This is a genomic window from Hylemonella sp. P2_B10, assembly GCF_056404875.1.
Window position 1 is genome coordinate 75,760 of the sequence record NZ_JBFUDE010000004.1, and the last position, 15,574, is coordinate 91,333.

General features: G+C 67.6%; 14 protein-coding genes. 7 read left to right on the top strand and 7 right to left on the bottom strand.

Annotation, left to right across the window (positions count from 1 at the left end; translation table 11 throughout):
• The first annotated feature begins 112 nt into the window (after nucleotides 1-112).
• Nucleotides 113-580, top strand: a complete 468-nt coding sequence (locus tag AC1DX2_RS18190) for a nuclear transport factor 2 family protein (protein ID WP_477197806.1) — start codon at nucleotides 113-115, stop codon at nucleotides 578-580.
• 223 nt (nucleotides 581-803) lie between these two features.
• Here AC1DX2_RS18190 and AC1DX2_RS18195 read toward each other — a convergent pair whose 3' ends face one another.
• On the bottom strand, nucleotides 804-1,697 hold the full coding sequence (locus AC1DX2_RS18195) for a LysR family transcriptional regulator (RefSeq protein ID WP_477197807.1): 894 nt from the start codon (nucleotides 1,695-1,697) through the stop codon (nucleotides 804-806).
• Nucleotides 1,698-1,811: 114 nt separating this feature from the next.
• Between AC1DX2_RS18195 and AC1DX2_RS18200 the strand changes: the two genes are divergently transcribed.
• Both AC1DX2_RS18200 and AC1DX2_RS18205 read left to right on the top strand, forming a co-directional pair.
• Nucleotides 1,812-2,780, top strand: a complete 969-nt coding sequence (locus tag AC1DX2_RS18200) for a Bug family tripartite tricarboxylate transporter substrate binding protein (protein ID WP_477197808.1) — start codon at nucleotides 1,812-1,814, stop codon at nucleotides 2,778-2,780.
• 31 nt (nucleotides 2,781-2,811) lie between these two features.
• Nucleotides 2,812-4,182 carry an MmgE/PrpD family protein gene (locus tag AC1DX2_RS18205; protein WP_477197809.1) on the top strand — a complete coding sequence of 457 codons (1,371 nt, stop codon included), beginning with the start codon at nucleotides 2,812-2,814 and terminating at the stop codon, nucleotides 4,180-4,182.
• Nucleotides 4,183-4,233: 51 nt separating this feature from the next.
• Here AC1DX2_RS18205 and AC1DX2_RS18210 read toward each other — a convergent pair whose 3' ends face one another.
• Both AC1DX2_RS18210 and AC1DX2_RS18215 read right to left on the bottom strand, forming a co-directional pair.
• Entirely contained in the window at nucleotides 4,234-4,968 is a 735-nt protein-coding gene (locus AC1DX2_RS18210; protein WP_477197810.1) for a tetratricopeptide repeat protein, read from the bottom strand.
• Nucleotides 4,946-7,288 (bottom strand): MBL fold metallo-hydrolase, encoded by a 2,343-nt coding sequence (locus AC1DX2_RS18215; RefSeq protein ID WP_477197811.1) that lies wholly within the window; start codon nucleotides 7,286-7,288, stop codon nucleotides 4,946-4,948. The genes AC1DX2_RS18210 and AC1DX2_RS18215 overlap by 23 nt, the downstream gene beginning before the upstream one ends.
• Before the next feature lie 217 nt (nucleotides 7,289-7,505).
• Between AC1DX2_RS18215 and AC1DX2_RS18220 the strand changes: the two genes are divergently transcribed.
• The 4 genes from AC1DX2_RS18220 to AC1DX2_RS18235 all read left to right on the top strand — a co-directional run bounded on the left by AC1DX2_RS18220 (nucleotide 7,506) and on the right by AC1DX2_RS18235 (nucleotide 11,810).
• Nucleotides 7,506-8,558: a LacI family DNA-binding transcriptional regulator gene (locus tag AC1DX2_RS18220; protein ID WP_477197812.1), complete on the top strand. Its 1,053-nt coding sequence runs from the start codon at nucleotides 7,506-7,508 to the stop codon at nucleotides 8,556-8,558.
• Between the two features lie 159 nt (nucleotides 8,559-8,717).
• Nucleotides 8,718-10,043, top strand: a complete 1,326-nt coding sequence (gene gudD, locus AC1DX2_RS18225; protein ID WP_477197813.1) for a glucarate dehydratase — start codon at nucleotides 8,718-8,720, stop codon at nucleotides 10,041-10,043.
• A 41-nt stretch (nucleotides 10,044-10,084) separates the two neighbouring features.
• The gene (locus AC1DX2_RS18230; RefSeq protein ID WP_477197814.1) at nucleotides 10,085-11,050 is read left to right on the top strand and encodes a Bug family tripartite tricarboxylate transporter substrate binding protein; all 966 of its coding nucleotides are present in this window, start codon (nucleotides 10,085-10,087) and stop codon (nucleotides 11,048-11,050) included.
• Between the two features lie 73 nt (nucleotides 11,051-11,123).
• Nucleotides 11,124-11,810, top strand: coding sequence for a DUF3334 family protein (locus AC1DX2_RS18235; RefSeq protein ID WP_477197815.1), 687 nt, complete (start codon nucleotides 11,124-11,126; stop codon nucleotides 11,808-11,810).
• A gap of 18 nt (nucleotides 11,811-11,828) precedes the next feature.
• On the opposite strand, the gene AC1DX2_RS18240 is transcribed toward AC1DX2_RS18235, so the two are convergent.
• The 4 genes from AC1DX2_RS18240 to AC1DX2_RS18255 all read right to left on the bottom strand — a co-directional run bounded on the left by AC1DX2_RS18240 (nucleotide 11,829) and on the right by AC1DX2_RS18255 (nucleotide 15,522).
• Entirely contained in the window at nucleotides 11,829-12,077 is a 249-nt protein-coding gene (locus AC1DX2_RS18240) for a hypothetical protein (protein WP_477197816.1), read from the bottom strand.
• Nucleotides 12,078-12,245: 168 nt separating this feature from the next.
• On the bottom strand, nucleotides 12,246-13,223 hold the full coding sequence (locus tag AC1DX2_RS18245) for a Bug family tripartite tricarboxylate transporter substrate binding protein (RefSeq protein ID WP_477197817.1): 978 nt from the start codon (nucleotides 13,221-13,223) through the stop codon (nucleotides 12,246-12,248).
• A 42-nt stretch (nucleotides 13,224-13,265) separates the two neighbouring features.
• Nucleotides 13,266-14,957, bottom strand: a complete 1,692-nt coding sequence (locus tag AC1DX2_RS18250) for a PH domain-containing protein (RefSeq protein WP_477197818.1) — start codon at nucleotides 14,955-14,957, stop codon at nucleotides 13,266-13,268.
• Nucleotides 14,950-15,522 (bottom strand): PH domain-containing protein, encoded by a 573-nt coding sequence (locus AC1DX2_RS18255; RefSeq protein ID WP_477197819.1) that lies wholly within the window; start codon nucleotides 15,520-15,522, stop codon nucleotides 14,950-14,952. Before AC1DX2_RS18255 ends, AC1DX2_RS18250 begins: the two co-directional genes overlap by 8 nt.
• Nucleotides 15,523-15,574: the final 52 nt, after the last annotated feature.

Consider the following 15,574-nt stretch of genomic DNA (forward strand, 5'->3'; position numbering starts at 1 on the left):
CCCTGGTGCCGCGCGGCAAGCTCGTTGGTGGTCCCTTGGCGCTTTACGTGTGCGCCGCATAATGCGCCGCATGCTCAGCGCCACCCACGCAACCACTCGCCCCCTTACCCGCTTGATCGCTGTTGCGCTGCTGGCCCTGTTTGCCGCCACGCCACAGGCCCAAACCGTCCACCCCAGCGTGCCCGATGCCGATCTGCCCGCCATCCTGCGCGCGCTGGACAAGCAGCACTTCGACGCCTTCAACACCTGCGACCTGGACACGCTGGCGGCGCTGTACGCGCCTGACGTGGAGTTCTACCACGACCTGAACGGCCGCATCATGAACCGCGAGCAATTCCTGGGTGCGGTGAAGCGGGCCATCTGCGGCAAGGTTCAGCGCCGGCTGGACGAGGCCTCCTTGCAGGCTTTCCCGATGGCGAAGGTGGGGGCGCTGCAGATCGGCGCGCACTGCTTCCTGGAGGTTGGCAAGGCGGACTGCATCCAAAGCGGGCGCTTCTTCATCTACTGGCGCTATGACGGCAGCCGCTGGCAGATCGCCCGCGTGTACAGCTACGACCACCAGGACATCAAAAAGCCCTGACAGCCTCCCGCCGAACCGCTGCCGATTTGGCGGTTGCCGACGCCGCCGGTGCGGCTTGGATGGCACGCGGAAAAAAGAAAAGCCAGCCGAAGAACCAGCTGGCTTTGAACCCTTTCGGGCCCGGCTCAGGAAGTGAAGCCGGGAGGCATCGGAGGAGACAACCTGGTGCTACTGTATCGCCGCTTGCGGCGCAGAGTGTGACGAGATTGCGAACTGAAGGCCGTCACCGCCCCTTGCTCGCCCTCGCCACCATGTCCGAGAACGCCTGCGCCGCCGGCGACAGGCTGCGCCCTGCCCGGCGGATGATGCCTATGGTGCGGTGCACGGTGGGCTGCTCCAGCTTCACGCCCACCACGGTGCTGGTGTGCGGCGGCAGCGACAGCTTGGGCACCACGGCCACGCCGAGGTCGTTCTCCACCAGGCCCAGCAGCGTGGACACATGGCGCACCTCGCACACCGGGCGGGGCAGCGGCGGCAACTCGGCCAGCGCCTGGTCGATCAGCAGGCGGTTACGGCTGGCGTGCGACACGCGCACCTGCGGGTAGTTGGCCAGCTCCGCCCATCGCACCGAGCGGCGCCGCGCCAACGGGTGGTTGGCGTGGCAGGCCAGCACATAGGGTTCTTTCAGCAGCGGGGTGAAGTCCAGGTCCGGGTCCTGCATGCCGATGTAGTTCAGCGCGAAATCGGCCTCGCCCTGCTTCACCACGGCCAACACCTCGTCAGCCCCTTCTTCGAAGATGCGCACCAGCACCTTGGGATGCCGGGCGCGAAAGCTGCGTATCACCGAGGGCAAAAAATGGTGCACGGCGGAGAACACGCAGCCTATGGTGACGTCGCCACTCTCCAGCTGCGCGGCGTCCTGCAGGCTGGCCACGGAGCGGTCCACGTCGTCAATCAGCCCGCGCATCTCGCCAAGAAAGCGCTCGCCCAGCAGCGTGAGCGCCACGCTGCGCGTGGTGCGGTCAAACAGGCGCACGCCCAGCTGCGCCTCCAGATGCGAGATGCGGCGGGACAGCGCCGGCTGCGACAGGTGCAGCGCCTTGGCGGCGGCGGCAAAACTCTGCTGCTGCGCCACGGTGACAAAGGCACGCAGGTCGGCAATGGAAGGTTTGGCCATTGGCTGCCTTTGCGGTTATTAATGCAAGAAGCGCATTAAAGCATCAGAAAGTTGCAATTTACAACACAGCCCGCAAGGCCGAAGATGTGCCACATAACGAAGGAGACCGCTCCCATGAAGCGACGCCACCTGTTGGCCGCAGCATCGGCTGCCGCCGTGCTGCCACCCCTGGGCTTTGCCCAGGGCTACCCCAGCAAACCCATCCACTACATCGTGTCGGTGGCCGCCGGCGGCGGCAGCGACGCCATAGCCCGCGTGGTCACCGAGCGCTGGGGCAAGCTGCTGGGCCAGACCCTGCTGGTGGAAAACCAGAGCGGCGGCGGCGGCGTGGTGGCCGCCATGGCCACCAAGCGCGCCACGCCGGATGGCTACACGCTGATGCAGGGCTATGTGGCCACGCACGGCACCACGCCGGCCACCCGCAAGGTGGACTACGACGCCGTGAAGGACTTCACCCCCATCGGCATGATCGGCGCCACCCCCAACGTGCTGGTGGTCAACACCAGCGTGCCGGCCAAGACGGTGAAAGAATTCGTCGAGTACGCCAAGCGCAACCCCGGCAAGCTGAGCTACGGCTCCTCCGGCCAGGGGTCGCTCACGCACCTGACCATGGAGCTGTTCAAGCAGGAGACCGGCGCCTTCATGCTGCACATCCCCTACCGTGGCATTGCCCCCGCCACCACCGACCTGATAGGCGGGCAGACGCAGGCCATGTTCCCCGGCCTGGCAGCAGCCCTGCCGCACCTGCGCAGCGGGCGCATCCGTGCGCTGGCCGTCACCGGCAAGCAGCGCAGCCCGCAGTTGAAGGACGTGCCGACGATGGAAGAACTGGGCTTCAAGGACTTTGACGCCATGCAGTGGTACGGCGTGGTGGGCCCGGCCAACATGCCCGCTGAGGTGGTGCGCCGGCTCAATGAGACGCTGGTGGCGGTGCTCAAAGCCCCCGACCTGGCCGAAAAACTGTCCGGCGAGGCGGTGGACCCCTGGCCCATGAGCCCGCAAGAGTTCGGCCAGTACATGCGTGCCGACATCGCCCGCTGGGCCGCGCTGGCCAAGGCACGCAACATCCACCTCGAAGAGTAAGCAACCCTTTCACGCAGAAGTAGACTCCACCATGGCCCGCAACACCCAAGTCGCCGCCGACACGGCCGCGCCCCCCGTCACCGCCATCCTGGCCAAGTTCGTCGCCACCCACCCCTCCAAGGGCTGGAGCGACGCCGTGGAGCACGAAGCCCACCGCACCTTCTACAACTGGCTGGGCTGCGCCATAGGCGCCGCCCGGCACGAGGCCGGCGAGGCGGCCATTGCCGCCTGCCAGCTGCTGCAGAGCGCGCCGCAGTCCACCGTGCTGGGCCGCGGCGAGAAGCTGGACATGGCCAGCACCGCGCTGGTCAACGGCATCACCAGCCACACGTTTGACTTTGACGACACACACCTGAAGACCATCATCCACCCCGCCGGCCCGGTGGCCAGCGCGGTGCTGGCGCTGGCCGAGCACAACGGCGCCAGTGGCCGCGCCGTGCTGGACGCGCTGGTGCTGGGCATCGACGTGGCCTGCCGCGTGGGCAATGTGATGTACCCCGACCACTACGACCGCGGCTGGCACATCACCGGCTCCACCGGCATGCTGGGCGCGGCGGCAGGCTGCGCGCGGCTGCTGGGGCTGACCGAGCAGCGGACCCAGATGGCGCTGGGCATTGCGGCCTCGCAGCCCATAGGCTTGCGCGAGCAGTTTGGCACCATGACCAAGCCCTTTCACCCCGGCGGCGCGGCGCGCGCAGGGCTGATGTCGGCGCTGCTGGCCAGCAAGGGATTCACCGCCAGCCCGCGCGCGCTGGAGGCACCGCGCGGCCTGATCCAGGTGGCCAGCGACAAGCGCGCCTGGCACGAGGTGACGGACGAGCTGGGCAGCCGGTTTGAGATCAGCTTCAACACCTACAAGCCGTTTGCCTGCGGCATCGTCATCCACCCCAGCATAGACGCCTGCGCGCAGCTGCGCGCCCAGGGCATCACGCCGGAGCAGGTGGAACGCATCGAGCTGCGCGTGCACTCGCTGGTGCTGGAGCTGACCGGCAAGAAGGAGCCCAAGGACGGCCTGCAGGGCAAGTTCAGCGTCTACCATGGCTGCGCGGTGGGGCTGATCTATGGCCACGCGGGCGAAGAAGAGTTTTCTGACGCCGTGGTGACCGACCCGCAAGTGGTGGCGCTGCGCAACAAGGTGCAGGCGACGGTGGACGACAGCATCAAGGAAGAAGCGGTGCACGTCACCGCCGTGCTGACCGACGGCCGCCGTGTGGTGGTGCAGGTGGACCACGCGATAGGCTCGCTGCAAAACCCGCTGAGCGACCAGCAGCTGGAAGGCAAGTTCACCGCGCTGGTGACGCCCGTGCTGGGCGAGGCACGCGCCGACGACATCACCCGCGCCTGCTGGGCGCTGGCTGGCCAGGCGGACATGCGCGCCCTCACCGCGCTGTGCCGGCCCTGAACGCGCCAGGCCTGATGCACAGCTACTCGATGCGCCCGGCGGCAAAACAACCTAGTGCGCGTGGCTGTGCTCGTCCTCATCCTCGTGCGGTGTCGCACCCTCGCGTGACTTCTTCAGCCACAGCCGAGCCAGTTGCTCATCGCGCACCACGCCATAGCCTTCCTGGTAGGCGCGGCCCAGCGCGCGTTGGGCCACCGGGTTGCCGGCCTGCGCGGACTGTTGCAGCCACTTGAGCGCCACGGCCTGATTCGCCGGCACGCCGTGGCCATATCGATAACTGGCGTACAGCGCGACCTGCGACTTGGGCGCGCAGCGGTCCTGCGTGTTGGCGCTGCGCCGGTACCAGCGCAGCGCCTCGGCGGCGTCTTGCCGGGCGCCGCCCCAGCCATTGCCGTAGAAGTCGCCCAGCATGCATTGCGCGACGATGACGCCCTGGTGGGCCGCCTTGCCGAACCAGTGGAACGACTGCACCAAGTCCTTGGGAACCTTGTCGTTGCCGTTGAGGTACACAAATCCCAGTTCGGCCTGCGCCTGCGCATGCCCCAGCGTAGCGGCCTGGCGCAGGTGCACGAACGCGCGCTGCAGGTCCAGCGCCTGGCCGGTCGCGCCGTTGTAGTGCTGCGCCAGCGCGTACTGCGCGGTGGCACTGGCCGGCGAAGGCTGGCCGGCCGATTGCGCCAGCGCTGGCGGGCTGGCTGCCTGAGCCAGGCCTGGGCCGGCACAGGTGAGCAACGCCACCGCCAAGCCCAGGCTGGCGCCCAGCCTACTGGAAGGTCTTGCTGGCATCTGTCGGCACTACGATTTCGCTCGCTGGCGTCAACGAGATGGTCACGCTGCGGCCCTTGGTGAGGGTGGCCAGCACTTTCTGCGCGTCGGCCAGGGAGCTCAGGCGCTGCGTACGCAGCACCTCGGGCGGGTGGTAGGTGCCCTTGGCGGCGTGCACCGACTCCACCGGACCGCCGCGGTAGGTGATGGACGTGTTGGTCGACGGGCTGACCTGCACAAAGCCTTCGGGCAGGTAGCCCTTGTACGTGCTGTCCTGCACGTCGATGCTGACCTGCACGTAGTAGCCACCGGGGTCGTTGGTGAAGGTGTCGGTGGCGGTCTGAATGCCGTTGGCGATCAGCGGCAGCAGCGGGTTCTTGTTCTGCGCGCCGACGAAGCCCTGGATGATCTTGCCGCCGTCCAGCAGTGTGGCCTGCACGGCCGTCAGACCCTTTTCGCGGCCGGGCTTGTAGGGGCCGGAGGTCTCCAGGCTGGCGTAGGAGGTGTTGGCGAGGTCGCTGGCCTTGTAGGAGATCACGGCGCGGCGCTTCTCCAGCTGGTTGGCGAATTCGCTGGTGATGTTGGCACCGCCAATCACCGGCGAGTCGAACACTTTGGAGCGCATCGCGTCCAGCATGGTCAGCTGCCTGGCGGCGTTGGCCGGGTCGCGGTTGTAGGCCTTCAGCGCCTGGTACACCTCGACGATGGGGAACTGGTTGGTGTGCTGCGGCGAGACGAAGTCCACGTCCAGCGTCTGCTGCAGGTAGCTGAAGCCATGCTGGAAAGCCAGGCGCAGCCAGCCGTTGGTGGCGCTGGGTCTCTCCAGCCCGTTGACGCCGTAGCCGCCGTGGTAGCCGAAGGTGTAGAACTTGCCGTCGGTGGGGTTCTTCACCTTGAACAGCATGTTGGTGCTGCCCGGTGTGTGGCCGGGCGACCAGATCACCATCAACTGCACGTTGCCGTAGTCGTACCATTTGTCGTACTCGTAATACTTGGAGGTGCGCGCGCGTATCACCGTCTCGCTGGCGGGCAGCGCGCCGGCAATGTTCCACACATTGCCCTGTTGGTCACCAGTGATGCCGGCCACGTCTTCCTTGGAGCCCCACAGCGTCAGCGTTTTGCCGGCGTGGTCTGCCATCTTCAACTGCTCCACCACCGTGCCGTAGTGGTCCACGTGGCCGTGCGTCAGCCACAGATCGGTCACGCTGCGCGGGTCCATGCCCAGCAGCTCGATGTTCTTCCAGTACTGGTAGCCGCTGTTGGGCCAGCCGGCGTCGATCTTGATGATCTTGTCGTCCGACGGGTCGTTGGGCGTGCCCATGTCGGCCTTGAACAGGTAGGACGCTACTTCGTTGTCGCCGACGAAGTACATGGTGTTCTTGACGATCTCGAACGGCTCGGTGCTGCGCGAGTAGGGGGCGCTCTGCGGCGAGGTGGCGTTGATGGCGATGAACGGCTGGCCCGACACCGGGTCGTTGCCCTTGTCGGCCAGCATGGGGCTGAGCGTGGGCACGTCCCACACCGGCTTGCCGTCTGTGGTGGACTGCGGCGTGAAGTACCAGATGGCGATCACCTGCGCGCTGGCGGCGCCCTGGTAGTTGCCGTCAAACAGCAGGTAGGCGGCCTGGCGCGCGGTGGTGCTGTAGTTGTAGTTGGCCGTGACCGGGATGGACGCCAGGTCGGACGCCGCGCTCTTGGTGTAGTCGGCGGTGTTGACGTTGAACACCTTCACATTGGGCGAGACGGTGTAGGTCTCCTCGTAGCGCTTGATCGGCGTGGCATAGGCGCGCTTGGCCTGGTCGGCGGTGACGATGGTGCCGTCCCCCACGGTGATGCTGGTGGTGGTCTTGCCATAGACCCAGCCGGCAGCCACCATGGGGCCGGGCACGTTGTTGTTGCGGCTCACCGCCGGGCCGTACTTGGCCAGGTTGAACTGCGCCGCGGCTGAGCTGCCCTTGGCCAGAATGACGTTGAAGGTCTGCGCGGCGTCGTCGGCCACCAGCGCGCCCGTGTCGCCGTTGGGCAGCCAGTCCACCAGGTTGCCCGCCACCAGGCTGGCGCGCAGCGCCGTGGCCTTGGCGGCGGTGGTGGGGCCAGCGGTCAGGGTCTTGACGCCGGTCTGCGTCAGCACCGCCACACTGACCGTCTGGTTGCCCTGGGCATCGGTGGCCACCGTGGACGCGCCGTACACCAGCCCAGCCGTCCGGAATGACGCGCTGATGGGGACGGTGGGAGGGCCCTCGTAGGTGCCGCGGCCGTCGCCGCCGCCGCAGCCCCAGATCACCGCTGTCGCCAGCACGAGCGGCGCTGCGGGCCAATACCTGAAATACGGTTTCTTCATGACGTGACATCTCCTGGGTGGGGTGAGGGCTGCCGAAATCGCCGCGCGGCTTCGGTTTGGATTTTTGTTAACGTTAACTTATAGAGTGTTTTGATTGTTAACGTAAATATTTGGCGAAAGAATCCGTATTTACCCCAGGGGCAGGCGGCGCCTGCAGGCGGGCAGGCAGGCCAGGCGCGCCGCCTGGACGGCGGAGCTGCGGGTAACATACCCCGCAATGAGCGACCCCGACCTGAAGTTGCAGCCCGCGCCGGCACGGCCGGCGCGCACGCGCCCGCAGAGCATCACGGTCAACGACGTCGCGCGGCTGGCCGGGGTGTCGATGATGACGGTGTCGCGCGTGGTCAACACGCCCGACCAGGTGCCGCCGGCCACGGTGAAGAAGGTGCAGGACGCCATCGCCAAGACCGGCTACGTGCCCAACCTGCTGGCCGGCGGGCTGCGTTCCAGCAAGAGCCGCCTGGTGGCGGCGCTGGTGCCCACGCTGGCCGGGCCGGTGTTCCTGGAGACCATCCAGGCGCTGACCGCCGAGCTGGCCGGGCGCGGCTACCAGCTGATGCTGGGCCAGAGCGGCTATGAGAATTCCAACCAGCGCGAAGACGACCTGCTGAGCGCCATCATCGGCCGCCGGCCCGACGGCATTGTGCTGACCGGCATCATGCACTCGCCTGAGGGGCGCCGCCGCCTGCATGCCGCCGGCATCCCGGTGGTGGAGACCTGGGACCTGACACCCACGCCCATCGACATGGTGGTGGGCTTCTCGCATGTGGACGTGGGGCGCACTGTGTGCGAGTACCTGTATGCGCGAGGGCGGCGGCGGCTGGCCATCATCGGCGGCGATGACGAGCGCTCGCTGCGTCGCGGCCAGGCCTTTGTGGACACCGCCGCGCGGCTGAGGATCGCCCCGCCGCTGATCCACCCGGTGCCGGCGCCCACAACGCTGTCCAGCGGGCGCAGCGGGTTGCGCGCGCTGCTGCAGGCCGAACCCGACATCGACGCCATCTTCTGCAGCTCCGACCTGCTGGCGCTGGGTGTGCTGATCGAGGCGCAGAAGCAGGGCATCGCCGTGCCCGGACGGCTGGCGGTGATGGGCTTTGGCGACCTGTCGCTGTCCTGCGACCTGGAGCCAGCGCTGACCACAGTGCGCATCGACGGCACCCGCATCGGCCAGCTGGCCGCCCAGGCCTTGGTGGACCGCGCCGAAGGCCGGGCGGCCGCCACGCCGGTGATGGACATCGGCTTCCAGATCATCGAACGCGACAGCGTTTGAGCCATTTCAGGGTTTACCCCTAGCTTCAACATATTGACGACGAGAAAGTTAACGTTAATATTCAACTTTTCTTCATTAGTTAACGTTATCAAACAGCGCTTGACCTAGGTTGGGCGCATCGCGAGCCCATGCGCCGGGCGCGCCGCTTTCTGCCTATCCATGTCCACACCCCTGATCACCGACCTGCAGGTCATCCCGGTCGCCGGCCGCGACAGCATGCTGCTCAACCTCAGCGGCGCGCACGGCCCGTTCTTCACCCGCAACATCGTCATCCTGAAAGACAACGCCGGCCACACCGGCGTGGGTGAGGTGCCGGGCGGCGAACGCATCCGCCAGACGATTGACGACGCACGCGCGTTGCTGATCGGCCAGCCCATAGGCAAGCACCAGCAACTGCTGCAGCAACTGCAAACCCAGTTCGCCGACCGCGACACGGGCGGGCGCGGGCTGCAGACGTTTGATTTGCGCGTGGCGGTGCATGCCGTCACCGCCATCGAGTCGGCGTTGCTGGACCTGCTGGGCCAGCACATGGACTTGCCGGTGGCGGCCCTGCTGGGCGAAGGCCAGCAGCGCGAGCGGGTGGAGGTGCTGGGCTACCTGTTCTTCATCGGCGACCGCCTCAAGACCGACCTGCCCTATGCCGCCGGGGCCGACGCGCCAGACGACTGGTGCCGCCTGCGCCACGAAGAGGCGTTGACGCCGGCGGCCATCACCCGCCTGGCCGAAGCCGCCTACGAGCGCTACGGCTTCAACGACTTCAAGCTCAAGGGCGGCGTGCTGCGCGGCGAGGACGAGGTGGCCGCCGTCACCGCCATCTACCAGCGCTTTCCGCAAGCGCGCATCACGCTGGACCCGAACGGCGCCTGGTCGCTGGATGAGGCCATCACGCTGATGCGCGGCGCGCGCGGCGTGCTGGCCTATGCCGAAGACCCCTGCGGCGCCGAGGCGGGGTATTCCGGCCGCGAGGTGATGGCCGAGTTCCGCCGCGCCACTGGCCTGCCCACCGCCACCAACATGATCGCCACCGACTGGCGCCAGCTGGTGCATGCGCTGGCTGCCAACGCGGTGGACATCCCGCTGGCCGACCCGCACTTCTGGACCATGGCCGGCTCGGTGCGTGTGGCCCAGACCTGCCGCGACTGGGGGCTGACCTGGGGCTCGCATTCCAACAACCATTTCGATGTCTCGCTGGCCATGTTCACGCACGTGGCCGCCGCCGCGCCCGGCAAGGTGACCGCCATCGACACCCACTGGATCTGGCAGGACGGCCAGCGGCTGACCCGCGAGCCGCTGCCCATCCGTGGCGGCTTCATTGACGTGCCAAAGAAGCCCGGCCTGGGCGTGACGCTGGACATGGCCGAGATGGAAAAGGCGCACGCGCTGTATCGCCAGCACGGCCTGGGCGCGCGCGACGACGCCAGCGCCATGCAGCACCTGCTGCCGAACTGGAAGTTTGACCCCAAGCGCCCCTGCCTGGTGCGCTGAACCCACAACCCCACATCAACCATCCAAGGAGCCCTGACCTCATGAAAACCTTTCGTTCACTCACGCTGGCCGCCGCGCTGCTGGCCTGCGCCATCTGCCACGCCGCGTGGCCCACTGACAAGACGGTAACGGTGGTGGTGCCCTTCCCGCCGGGCGGCTCCACCGACATGATTGCGCGCCTGCTGACCACGTCGTTGCACGACAAGCTGGGCGGCACCTTCGTGGTGGACAACAAGGCCGGCGCCACCGGCACCATTGGCGCCGCCGCCGTGGCGCGCGCCGCACCGGACGGCTACACGCTGCTGGTGGCCTCGCTGGGCCCCTACGTGATCGCACCGCACCTGATCAAGGCCACGCCCTACAAGGCGCTGACCGACTTTGACTACATCACCGTGGCCGTGCAGGCGCCCAACGTGCTGGTGGTGCCCAATGCCTCCAAGCACCAGAGCCTGAAGGATGTGCTGGCCTATGAGAAGGCCAACCCCGGCAAGATGACGTTCGCGTCCTCCGGCGCCGGCAGCAGCGACCACCTGACGGCCGAGCTGTTCTGGCTGCAGACCGGCACCACCGGCATCCACGTGCCCTACAAGGGCGGCGGCCCGGCCATCACCGACCTGCTGGGCAACCAGGTGGAGGCCTCGTTCCAGAACATCAACGCCGTGCTGCCGCAGATCCAGGCCGGCAAGCTGCGCGCGCTGGCCATCACCAGTGCCAAGCGCTCACCCCTGCTGCCCAACGTGCCCACGCTGGAGGAAAGCGGCATCAAGGACGCCAATGTGTACTCGTGGCAGGGCGTGGCCGCACCCAAGGGCCTGGCCGCGCCGGTCAAGGCCAAGCTGCAGGAGGCCATCGCCGCCGCGCTGAACGAGCCGGCCACCAAAGCCAAGCTGGTGGAGCTGGGCTTCGAGGTCGTGGCCAACACGCCGGAACAGTTCGCCGCCTTCCAGGCCGCCGAGTACGCGCGCTGGAAGAAGCTGATCGAGACGCGCAAGATCAGCGCCGACTGACGCGGCCCGTCTGCGTGGTGCACAATGTCCCCACGAAACACAATGCCGCCCGCACGGCAGATGGGAACCGACCATGTCCACCGACCACAAATCCGTCGCCTACGGCACCGAAGACCTGCTGGCCAGCCTGTGCAATTCGGTGTGCAAGGTGCTCAGCATGGCGACGCAGAAGAAGTTCAACTACTCGGGCATGGTCCAGCGCATCACCAAGATCGGGCTGAAGCCCGACATTGGCTGCTTCGTGCTGTTTGACGGCGGCTTCACCGGCCTGGTGGTGCTGAACTTTGCCGCCCCCACGGCGATGGAGATCTACGAGACCTACATGCTGAACATGGGCATGCCCAAGGAAGAGCTGGCCAAGTCACACACCTCGGACGAGGTGGCCAACATCATGGGCGAGCTGATGAACCAGATCGTGGGCGACTTCACCGGCAAGGTGCGCCGGGAATTGCAGACCAACATCACGCAGAACCAGCCCAAGATGCTGGTGCTGAACAAGCAGGTAATGCTCAGCGTGGACACCCCGCTGGACCGCCCCGAGATGCGCCGCGTGAGCTTCTACACCGAGAGCAACAACATCTTCTACCTGGAGCTGGCGATAGACCGCACCGAGTTCATCCGGCTGCACGACTTCGACGCCACCGAGATGAGCCCCGACCAGTTGATGGAAGCCACCCGCAGCGGCATGCTGCCCTCGGGCGGCGGCGCCGACAGCCTGGCCGGCAGCGCCAGCGGCGAGGCCGAGCAGATCGGGTTTTAGCCAGCCAGCCGGCCGGCCCTAAACGCCCAGCTGCTCCACTTCGCCCAAGCCGGGGATGGTGTAGGGCGGGCACATGTAGGTGCAGCCCAGCCACTTGTTGCCGACCTTGGCGCCACCTGTCACCAGGGCGTTGCCAAACGGCGGCATGAACGTGCTGCCATTGGCCATGCCACCGCCGTACATGGGCGTCGGGTCAGGCATCGGCGGGCTGCTGCCCATGGGGGGCTGCATGGCGGGACTGAGCACTCTGAAGATCAGCTGGGGCATGGCATCTTCCTTTTCAGGCAAAGGGGAAACACAGCATATCGGTGTGACAGCGCGAACCGATGCACTGTAGCCGGCACATCCACGACAAACAATGACAGCCGCGGCACTTTGTCACAAATGCCACAGGTTTTGCTGCGGCGCTTTTGCGGCGGCGGCGCGCAGCCGCGCTCAGTCCGCTTTGATGCCCGCCTTGGCCACCACCTGCGCCCAGTGCGCGCGCGTGGTGTTGAACAGCTTGTCCTGCTCGGCCGGCGTCATCGTCAGCACCTCAGCGCCCTGCACGGTGAGGCGAGAGCGGATGTCGGGCGAGCGGATGATGCGCGTCAGCTCGGCGTTCAGCCTGGCCACCGCCGCCTCGGGCGTGCCGCGCGGCACCAGCGCACCCTGCCAGGTGCCGGTCTCGTAACCCGGCGCGCCCTGCTCGGCGATGGTGGGCACCGTGCCCAGCAGCGGCATGCGCGTGGCCTTGGAGACACCCAGCACCTTCAGCTTGCCGGCCTGCACCATGGGCAGCGTGGCCAGTGCGCCGTTCATCAGCACCTGGGTCTGGCCGGCCACGGTGTCGCGCACCGCCTCCACGCCGCCCTTGTAGGGCACATACTGCCAGCGCGCGCCGGTGGCATATTCCAGCGCCACACCAGCCAGGTGCGGCGCGCTGCCGGTGGCGGTGACGGCAAAGTTCAGATCGCTCTTCTTCGACAGCGCCACCAGCTCCTTCACGTTGTTGGCCTGCACCGAGGGGTGCACCACCAGCAGGTGCGGCGAATAGGCCAGCATGGCCACGCCGCGCAAGTCCTTGCTGGGGTCAAACGGCAGCTTGGTGTAGACCGAGGGGCTGATGGCCAGCGCGCCCACGTCGCACAGCAGAATCGTCAGCCCATCGGCCGCCGACTTGGCCACCAGGTCGGCGCCCAGGTTGCCATTGGCACCGGGCTTGTTGTCGACGATCACGGTCTGCTTCAGCGCCTCACTCAGCGGCTGGCTGATGGCGCGCGCGATGATGTCGGACGAGCCGCCCGGTGGGTAGGGGACGATGATCTTGATCGGCTTGGTGGGCATCCACTCGCCCTTTTGCGCGAAGGCGCTGTTGGCGATGAAAGGCAATGCTGCGGCAGCAGCCAGTACGTGGCGGCGGTTAGAGGGCATGGTGTCTCCTGGAGCTTCTGCGGGCCATCATACACAGCCGATTCACACCATGCGCCGCCACAGATCCGCGCGCAGCGCGGCAGCCTGCGCCAACGGCACGCCGGGCATGTCCAGCGCGCGCTGCTTGCGCGAGCCGCCTTGCGTGTCGGCCTGCAGCGTGGCCACATCCAGGTTGCGGTCCAGCGGCGAGGTGGCCAGGCGCAGGCTTTGCAGTCTTGGCATGGCCACGATGACCCAGCGCCGGCGCAGCACGCCGCAGCGGTGCACCAGCACGTCGCCGGCCTGCGCATAGGCGGCAAAGCGGCCCCAGGCCAGGCCGTGCCACAGCCACAGGCCCGCCAGCACCGCCGTCAACACCGGCCAGAAGCCCCAGGGCATGGCCCAGTGCTGGCGCGACACCAGCCACAGCAGCGCCGCCCCGCCCGGCAGCAGCCATCGCGCCTGCACCATCAGCTTGCGCAAACCGGCTTTGGGCAGCGGTTGCCATTGCAGCGCGCCCCAGTCCAGCGCCGGCAGGCTCATCTTCAACAGGGCTTGGGCCTGTGCAGGTGTGGCGATGGGGGCCAACTCATCCAGATGCGCGGTGGGCTCCAGCCCGTGGCCGCGCTCGCCGCCGCCGCCGGCCACCGCCACGCCCAGGCGGCAGCGACCCATCCAGCGGTGCACCAGGTTTTCGTCAATCTGCCAGCGCTGCAGGCGCGACAGCCGCGCGCTGGCGCGCACATGCGTGCTCAGGCCAAAGGTGGCCACCAGCTTGCCGCCCTCGCGGGTCAGCGTGAAGCCCTTGTATTTGAAGAACGCCAGCGCCACCGACAGCGCGCGCAGCAGCACCAATGCCATCAGCACCACTGCGACCACACCCAGCACGGTGCCAAACCAGTGTGAGGCCACCCACTCGCTGGTGAGCAGCCCCTTCCCCCACTGGAACGGCAGCTTCATGTACGGCAGGATGATCTTGCGCGCGGTGTCGTTGGGCATGATGGCGCCCATGGCCACGCCCACGATGACCATGCCGCGGTTGGACGTCAGGCCCAGGCGGATGATGTCGGCGGTGGAGAGCTGGTGCAGCAGCTGCGGCGACGTGTGCGCGGCGTCTGCGCCCGCAGCGACGGGGGCGGCGGCATGGGTGGCGGTGTTGGCGGGCGCACTGTTCCGGGCGGTGGGGCCGGGGGCCGCATTGCCCGCGGCCGGAAAGCTGGAATCCGGGCAGTTGGCAGCCGGGTCGGGCGGCAGGTCCGCCGCGCCGGCGCCCCGGTCATGCAGCAGCGCCTCCAGCGCCTGCGCCTCCTTCAGGCCCAGCACCTTCATCACCGCCTCGGGCTTGCCGCCAGAGGCCGACTCCAGCCGCAGCTCGGTCACGCCCAGCAACCGGTGCGGCAGCTGGCGCCGCTGGCTGATGTGCTGGATGCGCCCCAGCGGGATGTGGCGCAGCGTGCGGTCCAGCACGCCTTCGCGCAGCACCAGTTCGTCCTCGCCCACCTGGTAGCGAAACGCGCGCGAGCGGATGTAGGCAATGCTGACGCCCACCAGCACCGGCAGGATGACGAACAGCTCCCAGCTCTTGGTCTGCCGGCCAAAGAACACCAGCGCCACGATCGGCAGCGCCACATGCTTGAAGCCCTTGGCAAACACGAACAGGAACGACAGCGGGTGCAGGCCCAGCATGGGCTGCGCAACAGCCTGCGGCAGCGCTTGCGCAGCGCCGGGTGGCGGCGTCACTGCTTCCTCACTCATGCGCGCTCCGCGTGCGCGGCAGCAACGCCGCGCGCAGCGCGTGGGCCTGCGCCACCGGCAGGCCCTTGATGCGCAGGCGGTGGTCGTGCGTGCCGGCGGTGTTCAGCGTCAGCGTGGCCATGCCCCACAGGCGGTCCAGCGGGCCTTGCGTCACGTCCAGGTGTTGCAGCCGCGCCATCGGCACCCAGGCCTCGCTGCGCCACCACACGCCGCTGTGCAGCACCACGCCTTCGCCCGCGTGCAGGCTGCCCTGGTAGCGCGCGAAGCACAGGCTGCCATACCACCAGCCCACAGCGCCCAGCAGCAGCGCCACCAGCACCACCACGCCGGCGCTCGCGCCCTCACCTGCAGAGCCGTCCAACGCCTCGGCAACCAGCCGCAGCAGCATCACGCCGCCAACCAATCCCAGCAGCGCGCCGGCCAGCGCATAAAACCAGCGCCAGAAGCGCTGCTGCGCCGGCATCTTCTCCAGCGGGGTGATGCCAAGGGGGACCGCGGCGTCGGGGGCGCCGGAAGCTTTTGAGGTGGGTGGCGTGGGCATGGCGGATGCGACTGGGGCTTGCATGGCGCCATTGTGAAGCAAGTGAAAACCGCCAGGCCAAAAAACAAAGGGCCCC

What these genes read in the sequence shown, in the direction of transcription:
- AC1DX2_RS18250 (WP_477197818.1), bottom strand. Translation starts at nt 14,957, where the DNA reads ATGAGTGAGGAAGCAGTGACGCCGCCACCCGGCGCTGCGCAAGCGCTG.
- AC1DX2_RS18215 (WP_477197811.1), bottom strand. Translation starts at nt 7,288, where the DNA reads ATGAAGAAACCGTATTTCAGGTATTGGCCCGCAGCGCCGCTCGTGCTG.
- AC1DX2_RS18205 (WP_477197809.1), top strand. Translation starts at nt 2,812, where the DNA reads ATGGCCCGCAACACCCAAGTCGCCGCCGACACGGCCGCGCCCCCCGTC.
- AC1DX2_RS18230 (WP_477197814.1), top strand. Translation starts at nt 10,085, where the DNA reads ATGAAAACCTTTCGTTCACTCACGCTGGCCGCCGCGCTGCTGGCCTGC.
- AC1DX2_RS18235 (WP_477197815.1), top strand. Translation starts at nt 11,124, where the DNA reads ATGTCCACCGACCACAAATCCGTCGCCTACGGCACCGAAGACCTGCTG.
- AC1DX2_RS18245 (WP_477197817.1), bottom strand. Translation starts at nt 13,223, where the DNA reads ATGCCCTCTAACCGCCGCCACGTACTGGCTGCTGCCGCAGCATTGCCT.
- AC1DX2_RS18240 (WP_477197816.1), bottom strand. Translation starts at nt 12,077, where the DNA reads ATGCCCCAGCTGATCTTCAGAGTGCTCAGTCCCGCCATGCAGCCCCCC.
- gudD (WP_477197813.1), top strand. Translation starts at nt 8,718, where the DNA reads ATGTCCACACCCCTGATCACCGACCTGCAGGTCATCCCGGTCGCCGGC.
- AC1DX2_RS18195 (WP_477197807.1), bottom strand. Translation starts at nt 1,697, where the DNA reads ATGGCCAAACCTTCCATTGCCGACCTGCGTGCCTTTGTCACCGTGGCG.
- AC1DX2_RS18255 (WP_477197819.1), bottom strand. Translation starts at nt 15,522, where the DNA reads ATGCAAGCCCCAGTCGCATCCGCCATGCCCACGCCACCCACCTCAAAA.
- AC1DX2_RS18210 (WP_477197810.1), bottom strand. Translation starts at nt 4,968, where the DNA reads ATGCCAGCAAGACCTTCCAGTAGGCTGGGCGCCAGCCTGGGCTTGGCG.
- AC1DX2_RS18220 (WP_477197812.1), top strand. Translation starts at nt 7,506, where the DNA reads ATGAGCGACCCCGACCTGAAGTTGCAGCCCGCGCCGGCACGGCCGGCG.
- AC1DX2_RS18200 (WP_477197808.1), top strand. Translation starts at nt 1,812, where the DNA reads ATGAAGCGACGCCACCTGTTGGCCGCAGCATCGGCTGCCGCCGTGCTG.